Origin of the sequence: Cochlodiniinecator piscidefendens, assembly GCF_011326755.1 — a bacterium.
Taxonomy (GTDB): domain Bacteria; phylum Pseudomonadota; class Alphaproteobacteria; order Rhodobacterales; family Rhodobacteraceae; genus Cochlodiniinecator; species Cochlodiniinecator piscidefendens.
The window spans coordinates 132,189-149,168 of record NZ_JAAOIE010000003.1 but is presented as its reverse complement, the minus strand read 5'-3'; the positions used below and the strand labels follow the sequence as shown (position 1 = coordinate 149,168).

The 16,980-nt window shown below is 52.5% G+C and carries 16 protein-coding genes; 6 read left to right on the top strand and 10 right to left on the bottom strand.

Annotation, left to right across the window (positions count from 1 at the left end; genetic code table 11):
- Positions 1-65: 65 nt before the first annotated feature.
- The 4 genes from G9C99_RS09565 to G9C99_RS09550 are packed head-to-tail and all read left to right on the top strand — an operon-like array spanning position 66 to position 3,573.
- Entirely contained in the window at positions 66-722 is a 657-nt protein-coding gene (locus tag G9C99_RS09565; RefSeq protein WP_166417274.1) for a histidine phosphatase family protein, read from the top strand.
- An 11-nt stretch (positions 723-733) separates the two neighbouring features.
- Complete coding sequence (locus G9C99_RS09560; protein ID WP_166417273.1) at positions 734-1,351, top strand: glutathione S-transferase family protein; 618 nt, start codon at positions 734-736, stop codon at positions 1,349-1,351.
- 10 nt (positions 1,352-1,361) lie between these two features.
- On the top strand, positions 1,362-2,417 hold the full coding sequence (locus tag G9C99_RS09555; protein WP_166417272.1) for a saccharopine dehydrogenase: 1,056 nt from the start codon (positions 1,362-1,364) through the stop codon (positions 2,415-2,417).
- Between the two features lie 13 nt (positions 2,418-2,430).
- Positions 2,431-3,573 carry a saccharopine dehydrogenase family protein gene (locus G9C99_RS09550; protein WP_166417271.1) on the top strand — a complete coding sequence of 381 codons (1,143 nt, stop codon included), beginning with the start codon at positions 2,431-2,433 and terminating at the stop codon, positions 3,571-3,573.
- 37 nt (positions 3,574-3,610) lie between these two features.
- Here G9C99_RS09550 and G9C99_RS09545 read toward each other — a convergent pair whose 3' ends face one another.
- The 10 genes from G9C99_RS09545 to G9C99_RS09500 form a co-directional block, all read right to left on the bottom strand.
- Positions 3,611-4,165 (bottom strand): HutD/Ves family protein, encoded by a 555-nt coding sequence (locus G9C99_RS09545; protein WP_166417270.1) that lies wholly within the window; start codon positions 4,163-4,165, stop codon positions 3,611-3,613.
- Positions 4,162-5,343: a DNA recombination protein RmuC gene (locus tag G9C99_RS09540; protein ID WP_166417269.1), complete on the bottom strand. Its 1,182-nt coding sequence runs from the start codon at positions 5,341-5,343 to the stop codon at positions 4,162-4,164. The genes G9C99_RS09545 and G9C99_RS09540 overlap by 4 nt, the downstream gene beginning before the upstream one ends.
- A complete protein-coding gene (gene mutL, locus G9C99_RS09535; RefSeq protein ID WP_166417631.1) occupies positions 5,340-7,214 on the bottom strand; it encodes a DNA mismatch repair endonuclease MutL in 1,875 nt (624 codons plus the stop codon). Before mutL ends, G9C99_RS09540 begins: the two co-directional genes overlap by 4 nt.
- 64 nt (positions 7,215-7,278) lie before the next feature.
- A complete protein-coding gene (locus tag G9C99_RS09530) occupies positions 7,279-8,595 on the bottom strand; it encodes a M16 family metallopeptidase (protein ID WP_331459987.1) in 1,317 nt (438 codons plus the stop codon).
- The gene (locus G9C99_RS09525; protein ID WP_166417629.1) at positions 8,592-9,899 is read right to left on the bottom strand and encodes a M16 family metallopeptidase; all 1,308 of its coding nucleotides are present in this window, start codon (positions 9,897-9,899) and stop codon (positions 8,592-8,594) included. The genes G9C99_RS09530 and G9C99_RS09525 overlap by 4 nt, the downstream gene beginning before the upstream one ends.
- A gap of 188 nt (positions 9,900-10,087) precedes the next feature.
- A complete protein-coding gene (locus tag G9C99_RS09520; protein WP_166417268.1) occupies positions 10,088-10,627 on the bottom strand; it encodes a DUF3035 domain-containing protein in 540 nt (179 codons plus the stop codon).
- 51 nt (positions 10,628-10,678) lie between these two features.
- The gene (gene lspA, locus G9C99_RS09515) at positions 10,679-11,140 is read right to left on the bottom strand and encodes a signal peptidase II (protein ID WP_166417267.1); all 462 of its coding nucleotides are present in this window, start codon (positions 11,138-11,140) and stop codon (positions 10,679-10,681) included.
- A gap of 10 nt (positions 11,141-11,150) precedes the next feature.
- Positions 11,151-12,740 (bottom strand): bifunctional phosphoribosylaminoimidazolecarboxamide formyltransferase/IMP cyclohydrolase, encoded by a 1,590-nt coding sequence (purH, locus tag G9C99_RS09510; protein ID WP_166417266.1) that lies wholly within the window; start codon positions 12,738-12,740, stop codon positions 11,151-11,153.
- Between the two features lie 24 nt (positions 12,741-12,764).
- Positions 12,765-14,510 (bottom strand): heparinase II/III family protein, encoded by a 1,746-nt coding sequence (locus tag G9C99_RS09505; protein ID WP_166417265.1) that lies wholly within the window; start codon positions 14,508-14,510, stop codon positions 12,765-12,767.
- A gap of 124 nt (positions 14,511-14,634) precedes the next feature.
- On the bottom strand, positions 14,635-15,894 hold the full coding sequence (locus G9C99_RS09500; RefSeq protein WP_166417264.1) for an RsmB/NOP family class I SAM-dependent RNA methyltransferase: 1,260 nt from the start codon (positions 15,892-15,894) through the stop codon (positions 14,635-14,637).
- A gap of 76 nt (positions 15,895-15,970) precedes the next feature.
- Here G9C99_RS09500 and G9C99_RS09495 point away from each other — a divergent pair, with 76 nt between their 5' ends.
- Together G9C99_RS09495 and G9C99_RS09490 are read left to right on the top strand one after the other, a co-directional pair.
- Positions 15,971-16,150 (top strand): DUF1674 domain-containing protein, encoded by a 180-nt coding sequence (locus tag G9C99_RS09495; protein ID WP_166417263.1) that lies wholly within the window; start codon positions 15,971-15,973, stop codon positions 16,148-16,150.
- Between the two features lie 123 nt (positions 16,151-16,273).
- A complete protein-coding gene (locus G9C99_RS09490; RefSeq protein WP_166417262.1) occupies positions 16,274-16,966 on the top strand; it encodes a helix-turn-helix transcriptional regulator in 693 nt (230 codons plus the stop codon).
- The last annotated feature ends 14 nt before the right edge of the window (positions 16,967-16,980 follow it).

The window sequence follows — 16,980 nt, the reverse complement described above, 5'->3', positions numbered from 1 at the left end:
GGATCATGCCCATTGCCAACCTCCCGCTGACTTTCGTAGGGCTTTATGATCAACAGAGGTGAACTATGACAGAAATCACATTGGTGCGTCACGGGCAGGCAAATTCCGGTGCGAAAGACGAGAAATCTTATGACCGTCTCAGCGATTTAGGCCATCAGCAGGCCAATTGGCTGGGGACCTATCTTGCGGCAGAACATCAATATGATCACGTCGTATGCGGTACACTGCTACGTCAACGGCAGACCGCAGACGGAATCCCCTTTGCATCTGAAAAAACACGGAAATCCGACGATCGCCTAAATGAAATGTCCTACTTTTCTTTAGGCGAAGCGCTGGATCAACAAAAGGGAATTACCTTCCCAAACTCGGTCACCGAATTTCAACAGCACGTACCGAAAGTGTTGGACCATTGGATCAATGGCGAAATAGACGGGCCATACGAAACATACGGTGCGTTTGAGACACGAATCATTTCAGCTTTGCTAGACGCTGCACAATCGGGTTCGCGGGTGTTGTGCGTTACCTCTACTGGCGTCATCACTGCAGTCGTGCGGCATATCCTAAATCTGTCTCCCGCGCAGGCGGCCAAAGTGTTCCTCGCGACCAGCCACACTTCCCTGCATCGCATAACAATTTCCGGTGAGGACTTGCACCTAGGTCAGTTTGGCAGCACACCTCACCTAGATACGCCAGAGCGCGCACATGCTCGGACTTTTGTGTGAGGACGATACATATGAAATTACAACTGCATTACGCCCCCGGAACTATCGCATCTGCAGCGGCAATAACGTGCTTCGAGCTTGGGATTGACGTCGACTTGGTTCGGGTGGATTTCTCAGCCGCAGAACAAACCAAAGCCGCCTATCATAAAATCAATCCAAAAGGCCGGGTGCCTGCCTTGGTCACCCCAGAAGGCATACTGACGGAAACTGGTGCATTGCTTGAATACTTAGCGCAGCACACCACATCATCGTCCTTACTGCCATCTGATCCCTTCAAAGCCGCAAAAATGCGTGAAATGATGTATTATCTTGCATCGACCATGCACGTAAATCACGCGCACAAACTCCGCGGCCATCGATGGGCCGATACGCAAAGTTCACACCAGGATATGACCGCCAAGGTGCCTGAAACAATGGCTCAATCTTGCCGCTATGTAGAAGAAAACATCGCAGGACCCTTTGTTCTTGGTGAGGAAATCACCTTGGCAGATATCTATTTGTTTACCATATGCACGTGGCTTGCGGGGGATGGCGTCGACATCGCCACCTATCCCAAGCTGAACCAGCATCATGAGACCATGAAATCACGCCCCTCAGTCGTTCGCGCTGCTGAATTGGGCATAGTTTAGGATCACATCCATGACACATATCTGGGTCCGCGCCGAGCAGCGCGAAAACGAAGACCGCGTTGGCGTTACCCCCGAAGGCGTTGCCGCGTTGATGAATAAGGGGATCAAAGTCACCGTCGAGGAAAGCTCAGTCAGAGCCATACAAATGGATGGCTATCGTGCCACTGGTTGCGAAATCGCTGCTGAAAACAGCTGGCCCAACGCACCGCTCGATGCCATTATCTTTGGTCTAAAAGAGCTTCCCGAAGACGGCACCCCCCTACCCCACAAGCACATCATGTTTGGGCATGCCTACAAAGGGCAGCATTCTGGCAAAGCGCTCCTTCAAAGGTTCAAAGCTGGCGGCGGTACGTTGTACGATTTAGAATATCTTGTCGACGAAGCTGGCCGTCGTGTTGCAGCGTTTGGATATTGGGCAGGTTATGCTGGGGCCGCCGTCACCGTAAAATGCTGGGCAGCCCAACAACGCGGAGAGGTTTGCGGACCCGTTGGCGTATATTCAGGTCAGGGCGCGCTCCTAGATGAACTTGGCCTTGAGCTAGACGCTATTGACGTCGATTTCCCGACTGCCATCGTAATCGGTGCAAAAGGGCGCGTCGGCACAGGTGCTGCGGATCTTTGTGCGTCATTGGGTATTGGCGTCACCGCATGGGATATGGACGAAACCGCCAACGGTGGTCCTTTTCCAGAAATCCTAGACCACGATCTTTTCCTAAACTGTATTTTTGCCCGTCCCGGAACACCCGTATTTGTTCCAAAGTCGGCTCTAACTTCGGAACGCAAGCTTACAGTCATCGGTGATGTCGCCTGCGACCCAGACAGTGATTACAATCCTGTTCCGGTTTACGATCAGGCGACAACATGGGATGCGCCCGCGCTGCGCGTTCACGACGCGCCTGTGCTCGATGTCACCGCCATTGATAACCTACCCTCGATGCTGCCTGTTGAATCATCTCAGGATTATGCAGAACAATTGCTGCCTTCGTTGCTCACTCTAGACGACCTAACGTCTGGGGTTTGGGGCCGCGCAGAAGCTGAATTCAACACATATGTAAACCTCGTTTGAGAAGGACATAACTATGACTATCCATTGGTGTGGCACTGGCCTTTCCGCTGTTCCCGGGTTGCGTCGCCTAATCAAAGCAGGCCACGACGTTACCGTCTGGAACCGCACGACATCTAAAGCAGAAGAAGCCGTCGGAGACCTGACAAAAAACATCCACGCGTTTTCGCTTGATGCGTTAGAAGCTGAGCTAAAGGCTGGCGACATCGCCATTTCCATGTTGCCGGGGGACCTACACGTTCCGGTCGCAGAGCGTTGCATCAGCAAAGGCGCCCATTTCGTCTCTTCGAGTTATATCGCCCCGGAAATGCGTGATCTTGATGACAAAGCGCGCGCCGCAGGTGTCGCGGTGGTTAATGAAATCGGATTGGACCCCGGCATCGATCACTTGATGGCACATTGGTTGGTTGCTGATTACAAAGCCTCTACAGGCTACGATGCATCAAACGACCTTACCTTTAAATCTTACTGCGGCGGTGTGCCCAAAATTCCGAACCCGTTTCGCTATAAATTTAGCTGGTCACCAGTTGGCGTGCTGAAGGCGCTCCGCTCTCCCTCAAAATCAATCCGTGACTTTGCACCCTTAGATGTTGCGCGTCCGTGGGATGCTATTTCGAGCTACGATGCCCCCCTAGCCACAGCCGAAAGCTTTGAAGTTTATCCAAATCGCGATTCACTACCGTTTATGGATGAATATCATTTTGACAAAGCGTGGAACGTCAAAGAATTCGTACGTGGCACGTTGCGCCTAAACGGCTGGGCAGACGCATGGAAAGACGTCTTTGCAGAGATTGAAACCCTTTCAGGCCCTTCAGGTGATGCCCGCTTGCAAGAGATGTCAGACGGCTTTTGGGCCGAAAACACCTACGATGAAGGCGAACCTGATCGCGTCATTATGTGTGTTGAACTTAAGGCCGAGAAAGATGACTCAACCCCATATCACAAAACGTATGTGATGGACGCTTGGGGTGACGAAAAAGGCACGGCTATGGCCCGTTTGGTCTCTGTACCAGTTTCTCTTGCTGTCGAAAGCGTGCTTGGCGGCAAAATTGAACCAGGTGTTCATGCTGCGCCCGACAATGCGGAGCTCGTGCAGCAATATCTCGCGACGGTTGATACATTGGCGCAAGAATTGTTTGTACACGATTACAACGCATAATCATAAGGGGGCCGATCATTTGATTGGCCCTTTTTCATCAACAGGTCTGAAAAATCTCAACCGCAATCACCTGCGCGTCATTCTTCAGAACAAACTCCTCTGGGCCGTCTACCATCAGAGCATCACGTGGCCCAAGCGAATGGTTTTGACCATTATTGCCCACCACAGCCTGTCCCAAAGCACAGATAAGATTGGTATCCCCCTTTAGCGAAAACTCCTGCTGACCATGCAAAACCTCTGCTTGGTGGTGAAACGCGCGGCGTGCTGTCATGACATTGAAATCAACAGAGGGCCCAGCGAGGTTGGTTGCTGAAATCGCAATGTCACCCGAAAATCTAACCGCAGCAAGCGGTTGCGCCAAATGCGGGCACTCATCACCAATCAGGTCAAAGCCCGGCCCATCAATCACAATCAATGTCCGATCAATACCCACGAGCGACGAAAACGCACCTTCTTCGTTCACGATTGCCATCGAGATACGCCAAAGCAATCCTTCTTCGTCTTCAACCTTTATCACTTCGGTTGTTGTCCCCAGCCCGTTGGCCCAGAGCATCTTTTTGTAGTTCTGCGCGTTCAGGAGGGTACAGGTCATTTTTGCACCGTAGATTTTACAGCAGATACAAGGCTTGGTTCCGAAACGACTTCGACCTCTGGCGCGACTTCCTCAAAATCGAAGTTATCTAAACGCTTTGCTCTGCGCCCTGCTTTTTCTGCCGAAACTTTAATTTCGGCTAAGTCTTTTTGCGCCTGCCCAAAATGGCGATCCAAATTTTCAACGCGTGTACCAAGCCGCCCCACATCGCCATAAAGCAAACCCAATTCTTTGCGAATGGCACCGGCCTGTTCGCGCATACGCGCATCTTTCAAAACAGCACGCATCGTGTTCAGAGTTGCCATGCAGGTCGTGGGAGAAACGATCCAAACACGCGCAGCAAACCCGTCACGCACCACCTCGGGGAAATTTGCGTGAAGCTCTGCGTAGACGGCTTCAGAGGGCAAGAACATCAAAGCCCCGTCCGCGGTTTCACCCTCGATGATATACTTTTCTGAAATCGCCTTTATGTGTGCCTTGACGGAACTGCGCATCATCCGCGCCGCCGCTTCGAGTTCAGGTTTCGTGCTTGCATTGCGCAGGGCTTCATAGGCCTCTAGCGGGAATTTACTATCGACAACGATCGGCCCTGGCGGGTTTGGCAGATGGATCAAACAATCCGCCCGTTTCCCATTCGAAAGCGTTGCCTGCAAGGTATAGCTGTCGCTTGGCAATGCTTTGGACACAATATCATTCAACTGAATTTCACCAAACGCACCACGCGTTTGTTTGTTGGATAAAATATCCTGCAAACTCAGCACGTCACCGGACAGTTTTTCGATGTTTGCCTGCGCTTTATCAATGGTTTTCAAACGGTTTTGAAGTTCCCCCAGTGAATTTGCAGTGCGTTGGGCTGACCCATGCAGATTTTGGTTCATCTGCTGCTGAACGGCCTGAAGCCTTTGCTCCATCAATTGCAACATATTGGCCTGAGAGGCCGCTTGGGCTTCTGACACATGGGTCAAGCCGCCCGCTAATTGCTGCTGTCCGTCCGAAAGCATCTGCACACGTTGCCCCAATGCCCCCATTTGCCGCGACAAAGGCTCAGCCATCTGCGCAGAACGTCCAGCGGCCCGCACCGCCATTATCAGAAGTAAGAAAACCGCCCCAATAATCGCCGCAGGTATCAACACCAACGGATCATTCCATGCATAGCTTTGACCTGCAATTTCAATCATGTGCGTCCAAACAACCTTTCGATGTCAGCAAGCTTAAGTTCCACATAGGTCGGGCGCCCATGGTTACATTGCCCCGAATGAGGGGTGGCCTCCATTTCGCGCAGCAGCGCATTCATTTCTTCGGCCCGCATCCAGCGGCCAGACCGAATTGATCCATGGCAGGCAACCCGGCTAAGGATGGCCTCAATACGTGCCTGAAGGGTTTGACTTTCGCCCAAATCCGCAAGTTCGTCCAAAATATCCAACAACATCCCACGGGCATCAACATTCCCCAGAATGGCGGGGGTTTCACGCACCGCAATTGCGCCGCCTCCAAACGCTTCGATCACCAGAGCAAACTTCGCAAAGGCATCAGCCATTGAAAGCAAAGCTGCGCAATCGCCTTCGGATAGCTCAACAATCTCTGGAATCAGCAATGCCTGCGCAGCGACGCCGTTTTCGGCCATTTGTTTTTTTAGCTTTTCATACACCAGCCGTTCATGGGCGGCATGTTGATCTACGATCACCATACCGTCGCGCGTTTGGGCAATAATGTAGTTTTCATGCACCTGACCACGCGCCGCCCCCAGCGGCAAATCTGTTGGTGATGTTTCGACAGGCTCAGGGACGACCACCCGCCCTGATGGAACCGACACCTCAGAAAACCCCATCATAGTTTCGCTGGACGGGGCCTGCATTTGATAGCTAGCACCGCGCGCGCCCATTGACGGACGGTCCATTTGATACACACGTGGCGCAGGATTAGGCACGCGCGTTTGTTCAGGCCGCAAAGCATCAAGTGTTGCATCAGCAACGGTTGTTGATGCCCGATGCCCCGCATTGGTCAAGGCATGGCGCACTGCTGAGACGATCAAACTGCGTGCAACACCGGGTTCGCGAAACCGTACCTCTGATTTGGCGGGGTGCACGTTGACGTCAACGCGCTCCGGTTCGCATTCTAAAAACAACGCGGCCGCAGGATGGCGATCACGACTGAGAAAATCAAAGTAAGCCCCACGCAACGCCCCGATCAGCAGCTTATCTCGCACGGGTCGCCCGTTCACAAACAAAAATTGCGCAACAGCAGATCCGCGCGAATAGGTTGGCAACGCCGCATATCCAGTCAGCATAATGCCTTCGCGCTCAGCATCAATTTTCAACGCGTTTTCCGCAAATTCTGGCCCGAGAATACGACGCAAACGCCCATGCAACGCATCAAACATATCGCCGCTTTCGCCGTCAGCGCGAAAAGTCTCTCGGCCAGCCCCTCCGCCAGAGACATCTCGCAATGAAAAACTGACATAGGGTTCGGTCATTGCCAAACGTTTGATCACGTCGGTGATCGCTTGGGTCTCCGCACGATCAGTCCGCATAAACTTTAGTCGCGCCGGTGTCGCATAAAAGAGATCGCGCAACTCAACCACCGTGCCACTGTTTAATGCTGCTGGTTTCACCGCGCTCATCTGCCCACCCGCAACGGATATTGTCGCGGCGTCTTCACCAGTCACACGGGATGTAATCGACAACCGTCCAACCGCCCCAAGGGATGGCAGCGCTTCGCCACGAAACCCAAAACTATGGATATTCAGCAGGTCGGAGCCGTCAATTTTTGACGTAGCATGACGCGACAGCGCAAGCGGCAATTGCTCGGCTGATATCCCGCAGCCATCGTCAACAACCCGGATCAGCGTTTTACCCCCATCCGCATAAGAAACATCAATCCTACGCGCGCCAGCATCTAGGGCATTTTCAACCAGCTCTTTGACCGCACTTGCAGGTCGCTCAACCACTTCGCCCGCAGCAATACGGTTGATCGCCGCATCATCAAGCTGACGGATGACTGGTGCAGACTTAACGGCATTATCGCCTATATTGACGGGTTTTATCGACATGCCACAAGGGATAGCATGTGGCACGCCGATTCTACCATGGCCAATGTTCGCGGTTTGATCTTCTTTATTGTGCTTCAGCGATGCCCTCTGGCTGTCCTGCAATCGCAAAGAAAAGATCATCGGAATTCAAATATTGGGCAGCAACGCGGGCAATATCCTCACGAGTCACAGCCGCAACTTGATCATTTCTGGTATTGATATAATCAACATCCAAACCCACCATCTGCATACTCGCAAGCGTGCCCGCAATACGGCTGTTCCCATCGAAACGCAAAGGATACGCCCCAGTCAGATAGGTAATCGCAGCGTTTAGTTCTGCGTCGGTTACACCGCCATCTGCCATGCGCTGCCATTCATCGCGCACCACATCAATAACGTCACCAGCCGTTTCATTCGCGGTCGCCACCTGCCCCATGATCATATTGGCATGGTTCCGAAGAACCAAATACGTTGCGATCCCATAGGACAGACCGCGCTTTTCACGGACTTCTTCGGTGAGACGAGATGAAAATCCGCCACCCCCCAAAATATGGTTCATCACAAATGCGGGGAAAAAGTCCGGTGATGCACGATCGATTCCTTGCTGAGCAAATAGAGCAAGAGATTGCGATGTATCGTATGGCACGATCAGCGGCCCAACAGGCGGGTTAAACTCAATATCAGCTGGCAAGGTAGCGCCGGTTTCGGGTAAGCCTGTCAAAACTTCATCCAAAATTGCACCAAGTTCTTCTGCTGTAATATCACCAACAGCGCCAACATGGACACGTTCCCGCACCATAACAGCATCCTTTGCAGTGATAAGGTCTTCGCGCGTCAACGCCGCGACGCTCTCAACCGTTCCGTTTGAAGGATAGGCGTAAGGGTGCCCTTCAAAGGCACTTTCATAGAACGCACGCCGCGCCAAAAAGGAAGGATCCTGTTCATCCGAGCGTATAACAGACGTCAATTGCCCTCTCACGCGCTCAACTGCATCGGTATCGAACCGCGGCTCGTTCAAAGCTGCGCGTAACAGCGCGATAGCCTCATTCCGATTTTCGGTCAAAAACCGCACCGAAACAGTAACTGAATCCAGCCCCGCATCAAAACTGATGTCAGCAGCTAGTTCTTCACGAGCAGCCGCAAAGGCACGAGCATCCATTTCGCCCGCCCCCTCTTCCAGCAGCGCCATCATGAGCGAAGTCGCCCCAAGCGCATCTTCGCGATCAAGGCTTGTCCCGCCCTCAAAATAAAGTTCGAGCGCCGTAAAGGGAATTGAGTGTTCTTCAACCAGCCACGCGTCAATTCCGCCTGGCGATGTTACTTCTTCGATCTCAACGCCTGCATGGGCTAGTTTAACCATGCCTAAACAGGCAACTAGGGCTATTGCTGCTCGAACCATCATTCTGCACGCTCCTCATTCTGGGCACCGACCCAACCCGTCACGGCATTGCGCCGATCAAACACATTCTGTGCCGCAGCCATGATATCTTCTGCAGTGACCGCCTGTAATAGATCAGGCCAAGCCGCAATATCCTCAAGCGTCAGCCCAGAGGTCAGTGCAACACCATACCGCCGTGCGAGCCCCTCAACATTATCGTCATCGTAAACCTGCCCCGCGCGCAACTGACTCTTAATCCGATCCAATTGCTCCGCATCGACACCTTCGTCCATAAATTCGGCAATCGCCCGGTCCAGCGCCTGCTCTGCTTCATCGAGCGGTTGGCCCGGAGTCGGAACAATATAAACACCGAACGTTGTATCATCGTAAGATGTACCGTTATAAAAAGCCGACGCATCAATTGCTGCATCCGTTTCAAATTGCAGCTTACGCGCCAGTACAGATGTGATCCCGCTACCACCCAACACCTGCGCCAGCATTGTCAAAGCGGCGGCTTCTTCTTGCGCACCGCTATCGCGTTCAGGGGCAAGGTAGCTGCGCAATACATAAGGGGTTCCGATACGTGGGTCCGCAAACTGCAACCGACGCTCGACCAAATGTGGAGGTTCCTGAGGGCGTTGCCGTTCGGCCAAACCTTCTGTCGGATGCAGCGGCCCGTAATGCGCCTCAGCCAAAGTGCGCACTTCGTCAGGGGTCACATCACCAGCCACAATTAAAATTGCATTGTTCGGTGCGTAATATTGACGGTAAAATGCCAAAGCATCCTCAGTGTCCAACGCTTCGATCTCATGGCGCCATCCAATTATCGGAATATTATAAGGAAGGTTCAGATATTGGGCTGCACTGCGTTGTTCCCGGAAAAGGGCTGCTGGATCGCTATCCGTTCTTTGATTGCGTTCCTCTAAAACAACAGCCCGTTCAGTGACCATATCTTCATCGGAAAATTGAAGGTTCCGCATCCGGTCAGCTTCCATAGTCATCATCAGATCCAACCGATCTGCAGCAACACGCTGAAAATAAGCTGTATAATCCCAGCTGGTAAACGCGTTATCGCGGCCGCCATTCGCAGCAACGACTTCGGAGAATTCACCCGGTTCAAGATCATCCGTTCCTTTGAACATCAAGTGTTCCAAGAAATGCGCAATGCCCGATTTCCCCACAGGTTCATCCGCAGCGCCAACTCGATACCAAACCATATGCACAACGACAGGGGCGCGGTGATCTTCGATCACGACAACATCCATGCCGTTGTCGAGTGTAAAGCTGCTAACGGTTTCCGCATTTGCGGGTAGACTCATTGCGATCATGGCGGCCAAGCACCGAAAAATGGGACGCACTCTGAAATCTCCTTGTTCAACTTTGACCAAGATTAGCGACGCACGACAAAGGCGCAAGAGCACTATCAAGGAAGTGAACGTTTATGAAAAAGGTTTAATATTAGCCATAAGAGCCTGAAATAAAAAAGAGGCCTGATCAGCCCCTTTAATCTTTCTTCTTAATTTTCGTCCGCAACAGGCGGAGCTGAGGGCGTTCTTACGCCTAACCGTCGAAAGCGATTCAACTCCCGATGCTGATCAAGAGATTGATCTTCATAAGCGTCAAAATAAACATTGATGTTAAACAAACGCTCAAGGAACAAACCGTTGTTCCGACGTCGATATTCCAAATCTTCGGATGCAAGCGTTTGACGAATGGACGGTGTCACACCGTTACGGGATGCATAAGCCACAAGACCCTGATCGGCAGACGCAATACCTGCCTGCTCAAAATATCCTGCGCTTCCTCCCAACGCAACCGCAGCTTCGCGATGGGGGTTTGGATCCGCAAGATTCCCGCCACCTGGCGTCGGAGGTGGCAATGAGATAAAATCTGCGGGTGCTTGCAATGGAGCATTCGGTAGAATCGCAAATTCATCCGGTGTCCCGGTTGTAGAGCGCAGGTGCATTAACTCTGGCTCACGATTGCGGTTACCACAGGCGCTAACGGTCACCACCGCTAGCAGCGCAAATACGATCTTACGACCTGCATTTTGCATCGAACGCTCCCTCAACATATACCTGTTCTTTAACCTAAGTTTTTTACTTCGTCACGGGGTCTTATTCTTTTCGCCGGTAAACAAGACCAATCCCGCCGCTCCGGCAAACACAGCGATGTCCGCCACGTTAAATGCGTAAGGGTTAGTAAAGCCACAGCAAGACACATTCAAAAAGTCTGCAACCGCACCATAAAGAACACGATCAATCACATTTCCCAACGCACCGCCGATCAACATTCCAGCAGATATTTCAGCCAACGGATGATTTTCGCTTTTGCGAACCCAAACGAACACCCACACTGAAATGATCAATGCGACGGCAATCAACAGCCAACGCGACGTTTCAAAAAGACCAAAATTCACGCCCTCATTCCACGCCATGCGAAACGTTAGAAATGGTGGCCAAACCTCGGCCACCAATTGATTACGCAAGTCCAACCAATGCACAACGTAGTACTTGGTCGCCTGATCCAAAAGAAACACCCAAAATGCTGACCAAACGATACGCCGCATTGCTCTCTCCTTAGTGACGGAAATGGCGCATATTGGTAAAGACCATCGCCAGACCGGCTTCATCCGCAGCTGCAATTACCGCATCATCACCCATGGAACCACCCGGTTGAATAACGGCAGTTGCACCGGCTTCCGCAGCGGTCAACAAACCATCAGGGAACGGAAAGAAGGCATCGGACGCGACAGCAGACCCAACAGTCAAAGGCTGATCCAGCCCCATTTCTTCAGCCATATCCTGTGATTTACGTGCAGCGATACGGGAGCTATCAACGCGGCTCATTTGGCCTGCACCGATCCCAACGGTCGCGTCATCTTTTGCATAGATAATCGCATTTGATTTTACATGCTTGGCGACTTTCCATGCAAACAGCATATCGCGCATTTCTTGATCAGTTGGTGCACGTTTTGTAACAACCTTAAGCTCATCCATGTTCACATGACCGGCATCTTTGTCTTGTAGCAGCAATCCACCCGCAACTTGGCGCACAGTCATTGACGTCAAACGTGGATCGGGTAGCTCGCCAGTGGTCAACAAACGCAGGTTTTTCTTTTTGGCAAAGATCGCGCGAGCTGCGCCATCCGCATCCGGTGCGATCACAACTTCGGTAAATATCTTGGTGATCTCTTCGGCAGTGTCGGCATCCAATGTTTGATTAAGCGCGATAATGCCACCAAAAGCAGAGGTGCTGTCGCAGTCAAACGCACGGGAATATGCTTCTTTCAGAGTAGCCCCGCGCGCAACGCCACAAGGGTTTGCGTGCTTGACAATCACACATGCCGGGCCATCCGTTGCGGGAAATTCAGCGATCGCTTCAAACGCCGCATCAGTATCGTTGATGTTGTTATAGGACAGCTCTTTGCCCTGATGTTGAGTCGCAGTTGCGACACCTGGGCGATTGCTGCCATCCACGTAGAACGAAGCCGTTTGATGCGGATTTTCACCGTAACGTAGCGTCTGTGCCAAGGTACCGGCAACCACGCGACGGCGTGGCGCTTCCTGTTTGATCGCAGAAGCCATCCAATTGGACACAGCCGCGTCATACGCACCTGTACGCGCATAAGCGTTTTGCGCCAAACGCTGTCGAAACGCATAAGTTGTCGCGCCATCATTGGTTTCAAGCTCTGCCAACACGTCGCTGTAATCTTCGACATCGACCACAACGCTAACAAACCCATGATTTTTTGCGGCGGCGCGGATCATCGCCGGCCCGCCAATATCGATGTTCTCGATGCACGTATCGTAGTCGGCGCCTTTGGCAACGGTTTCTTCAAAAGGATACAGATTGACAACCAACAGATCGATCGCACCAATGCCATGTTCGTCCATCGCGGCAACATGATCATCATTGTCGCGCAATGCCAACAAACCGCCATGCACTTTGGGGTGCAGGGTTTTAACACGTCCATCCATCATTTCTGGAAAGCCGGTCACGTCAGCCACATCAACAACGGTCAATCCTGCGTCGCGCATTGCTTTGGCAGAGCCACCAGTTGAAAGCAATTCGATCCCGCGCGCGGACAGCGCTTTGGCGAAGTCAATAAGCCCAGTTTTATCGGAAACAGAAATCAGCGCGCGGCGGATAGGCGAAAGATCAGTCATTGGTGCATCCCATTTGGCAGTCTTTTAGAACGACGGGCTGTCCTTTGGTTCCAAGTCGCGAATGTTTGACGGAGTGTCTTGCGCCTTGGCCAAAGTCCAACATATGCGGCTCGCATACTCTAAGACGCGCCCAGATAGAACCACTTGTTTGGTCGCACGGGGCTTTAACCGGTATTTTTCGAGATAAACAGACGGTTCAAGCGACAATTTAGCAGTTCCATCGTGCCGAAACACCCAAATTTCGCCGCTCCGCAATGCCATTGAAACCGCTGTGCCCCCCATATCAACCTCCGCGTCGACTTCGGGATGCAGATGAAACCGGATTTGAAACGGCACGCCCTGCATTGCATTCCGATCCATAAAGCGATCAAACACTCGGTTGTCATCAGCTTCAATCGTCGTGAGAGTATCATCCCCTGCCAATCCTCGCCCATCAGCGCTTAGGTCTAGTTTACGTACATGCGTCAAGCCATGTGTTCGCAGATACCCGTCGTGACCTCCATGAAACGTCATGCCTTGCATATCACCCGATTGACGAATTTTCACATGCTGAGGCCCTTCGGCCAAGAGATCGCATTCTTGTCCGCCAACATATCCTTGGGCACCCAGCCGTGACGATGAATATCCCTCAACGCCCATAGTCGAATGCGACGGGGTTGCACGTCCTGCCGAACGCCAATTTGGTCCAAAACTCATCCCCGATCCACAATTGACAATCAACGGACGGCGTCCAGACGTAAGTTCGAACGCAAACGTAGATGCGTGCGCGTTAAATGAGCTCTCTCCTTGGGGCGGTTTGCTCGCGTCAATGATAACGCTGGTGCGGCCTCCATGCATCCGGGCAAACCCCATCGCCAAGCCCCGATCTGACACAGTGCGAATACCAGATGACGCCAACGCATGATCAAGCCGCCCTTCTAACCCGCGCCCCCCACCATGAAATCGAGCGAGCCCACCATCAGAATGGCGCAACGCACGCAATGTTGGGGCCATGCGTTCCACCGCTGCTAAATGTTCTTTATCGGCCACGCGCCCCGCTTCAGACAATGCGGTTGAAGCCCAAGTCAAAAGTTGAAAAATCTCAAGCAACTCTTCGGGGTTGCGTGTACTCACCCCGCCTTCTGCATCAATTTCGCGTTTGCTTTCGCGCGCTAGTGCTTTGATCGCGGGATCGACGTGTTCTTCCATCCCCGTCAGAGAAAGCCCTGCGTAAACCAGGCCCGTCAATGCTTCAAATCTTGGTAATCCCGGTGCTGTCGCTTGCCAAGTGCGACTGAGATATATGGTTTGCTGTGCCAAAGAACGAAAATACTGATCAGAGGCAGCTCGGTCTCGTCCGCTCAACAAAAACAACGCGTGATTAATCCACCGGATTAGTCGGCGACCTGTTAAGTCGGGCGTCCAGCCCATTCCTTTGCCGCGGCCATATTGAGCAATCCAATCCCATGTCCAACTTTGGGCGCGCTGACGTGCCGACGCATCCCCAACCGCCGCCAGATCATCAAGCCAAGTAAACCCATGTAGTTCTTTTTCAAACTCAGCATCCGGCATAGGCAGGTCCCACATACCGGTATTGCGCGCCTCAATGAGGAATCCCGCAAAGAGAAAGTTCCCCGCTGTGAGTTGGCGACCTTTGGCAAAAGACCCAATTGTACGGGGTTCAGGCTGCGAAACAAAACCAGTTGCCGGGCGTGCCAAAGTTGACCGCCACGCATGCCATCGGTTTTTTATGCGCGCATGACGCACATTGAATTGTCTTGGTTTGGCCACGGCCTGCCCGCCTCACCTGATACCTGTTGTGCGCATTTTGCGCGAAGAGCACAAATTGGTCTGCGCCTTTTTCCAAAGCATAGGGATTCGTTAATGACCTGTCACCGATGAATCGCGCAGGCAGCTATGACCGGCTGAGATGCGCCATATAAAATCCATCCATACCGCCAATTTCGCCCCAATAATCAGGCCGAAGGCGAAGACCACCTTCGCCAGATTTCCAGGTTTCTTCAATCCAAGGGGCATCTGGTGCGAGAATCTGCAAATCACCATGGCGTTTCATGGCATCCTCGATTTGAATTTCCCCTTCGTCCGGCAACAGCGAACAGGTACAGAAAACCAGACGCCCCCCCGGATTGAGCAAAGACAACGCGTGATCAATCATACGTTCCTGTAGTTCGAACAAATATGGAAAATCAGAACCATCCTTGGCATAGGGCAGATCAGGGTGGCGTCGTATGGTTCCCGTTGCCGTGCAAGGGGCATCAAGTAAAATCGCATCGTACCCGACACCTATATGTTCCAACGCATCCCCCACGACAAGATTTGCGGACAAGCCGGTTCGTTTCAGGTTTTCAGCAACGCGCTGCATCCGGCGCTCTGATTGGTCCAATGCGGTCACCTTGGCACCAGCAGCAGCCATTTGCATGGTTTTCCCACCGGGGGCGGCGCACATATCCAACACGGATTCGCCCTCTTTAGGTGCGAGCAACTTCACCGGCATTGCGGCCGCCGCATCCTGCACCCACCAATCACCCTCGACAAAGCCGGGCAATTTCGACACTTGGCCTGGGCTTTGTAATCGGACTGAACCGGAACTAAGCACCTCACCACCTAAACGAACAGCAAGCGCTTCAGCATTCCCGTCCTTTGGCGTCAAATCCAGCGGCGCACCGTTCATAAAGACCTGCTCCATATCCTTGATCACAGGCTTGGTGTAATCAGCAATCAACGGTTTACGCAGCCACTTCGGCAACTCGGGCACTGCTAGCGTCGGCCACAATCCCGGGCCATCCGTCGCGACTTTGCGCAAAGTCGCGTTGACCAAGCCTTTCAAATGTCCGGTCTTTTTGCCCTTATGCACCAATTCGACAGCCGAATTCACTACACCATGGCTGGCTTCGCCTTCTTGGCAAATTTCATACACGCCCAGACGCAAAATATTCATAACCGGGACTGGTGGCATTTTACGCAAATACCGCCCCAAAAGACGATCAGCACGCCCCATCCAACGCAATGTTTCCACAGCGAGCCGCTGCGCCCGAGCAGCTTCGGGTACTGACAATTTTGCTGTCGGCACCTCTGATAACAGCTTGCCCTCTTCGAGAACCGCGTTCAACATATCTACGGCTGCCTTACGCGGTGCCAATCCTGTCTGCGACATTACCGTTATCCTTACGCTCTTGCCTCTGGTCCCACACCGCCTATATCAACAAGACGTCCTGAACAAGGAAACACCGATGACTGACACCAAACCAAAAAACATTCCCGAAGCTGCAAAGCGCGCGCTTGCCGAAGCACAAGAACGTCGGCAAAAGGCGGACAAGACGCCCCTGCCAACAGAGTTAGGTGGGCGAGACGGACCAGAGCCTGTCCGTTTTGGCGACTATGAACGAAAAGGCATCGCTGTCGATTTTTGACCTCATGAGGATGCACGAGGCCCTGACAGGCGCTACAATATCAGGACGCCGCTGGGTATCTCCTGACACAATGCTGTCAGGAGGGTTATGTAATAATCCCCAAGCAAGGGGCAAAGAAACCAAATGAGACGCGCGGACCGACTATTCCAAATTGTTCAATACCTGCGCGGTGGGCGATTGCTAACGGCGCGACAGCTTGCCGAACGGCTCGAAGTATCTGAACGCACCATTTACCGTGATATTGCAGATCTCATTGGAACTGGTGTGCCCATCGACGGCGAAGCTGGTGTCGGTTATCTCATGCGAGAAGGTTATGACCTTCCACCACTTATGTTTTCGCGTGATGAAATAACGGCTCTGGTTGCAGGCGCCCGGTTGATCCGCGCTTGGGGTGGGGCCTCAATGGCGATGGCCGCTGAAGAGGCGCTGGTGAAGATCAGCGCAGTCTTACCTGAAAAGGACCGAAAGAACGCCGAAACGGTGCAAATTCACGCGCTTTCGATGAACGAAATGACACCTGCCTTACGCCAGCGGCTTGACCAGTTAGAACGCTACGTCGATTCCAAAACACGACTTAGCATTGCCTATGGAGACGCCGGTGGGCAGCACACTGATCGCATCGTCCGACCGCTTGGACTGTGGTTTTGGGGCAAGGTTTGGACATTGGTGACATGGTGTGAGTTACGCAACGATTTCAGAATGTTTCGTCTGGATCGCATGCTCGATATTACCCCTCTAGACAATTTCAAGCCGGAAAAGGGCACAACTCTTGCGGATTTCTACGCCCATCAGCGCAGCAGACATCTAGATATGTAGCCAAGATTAAGCAC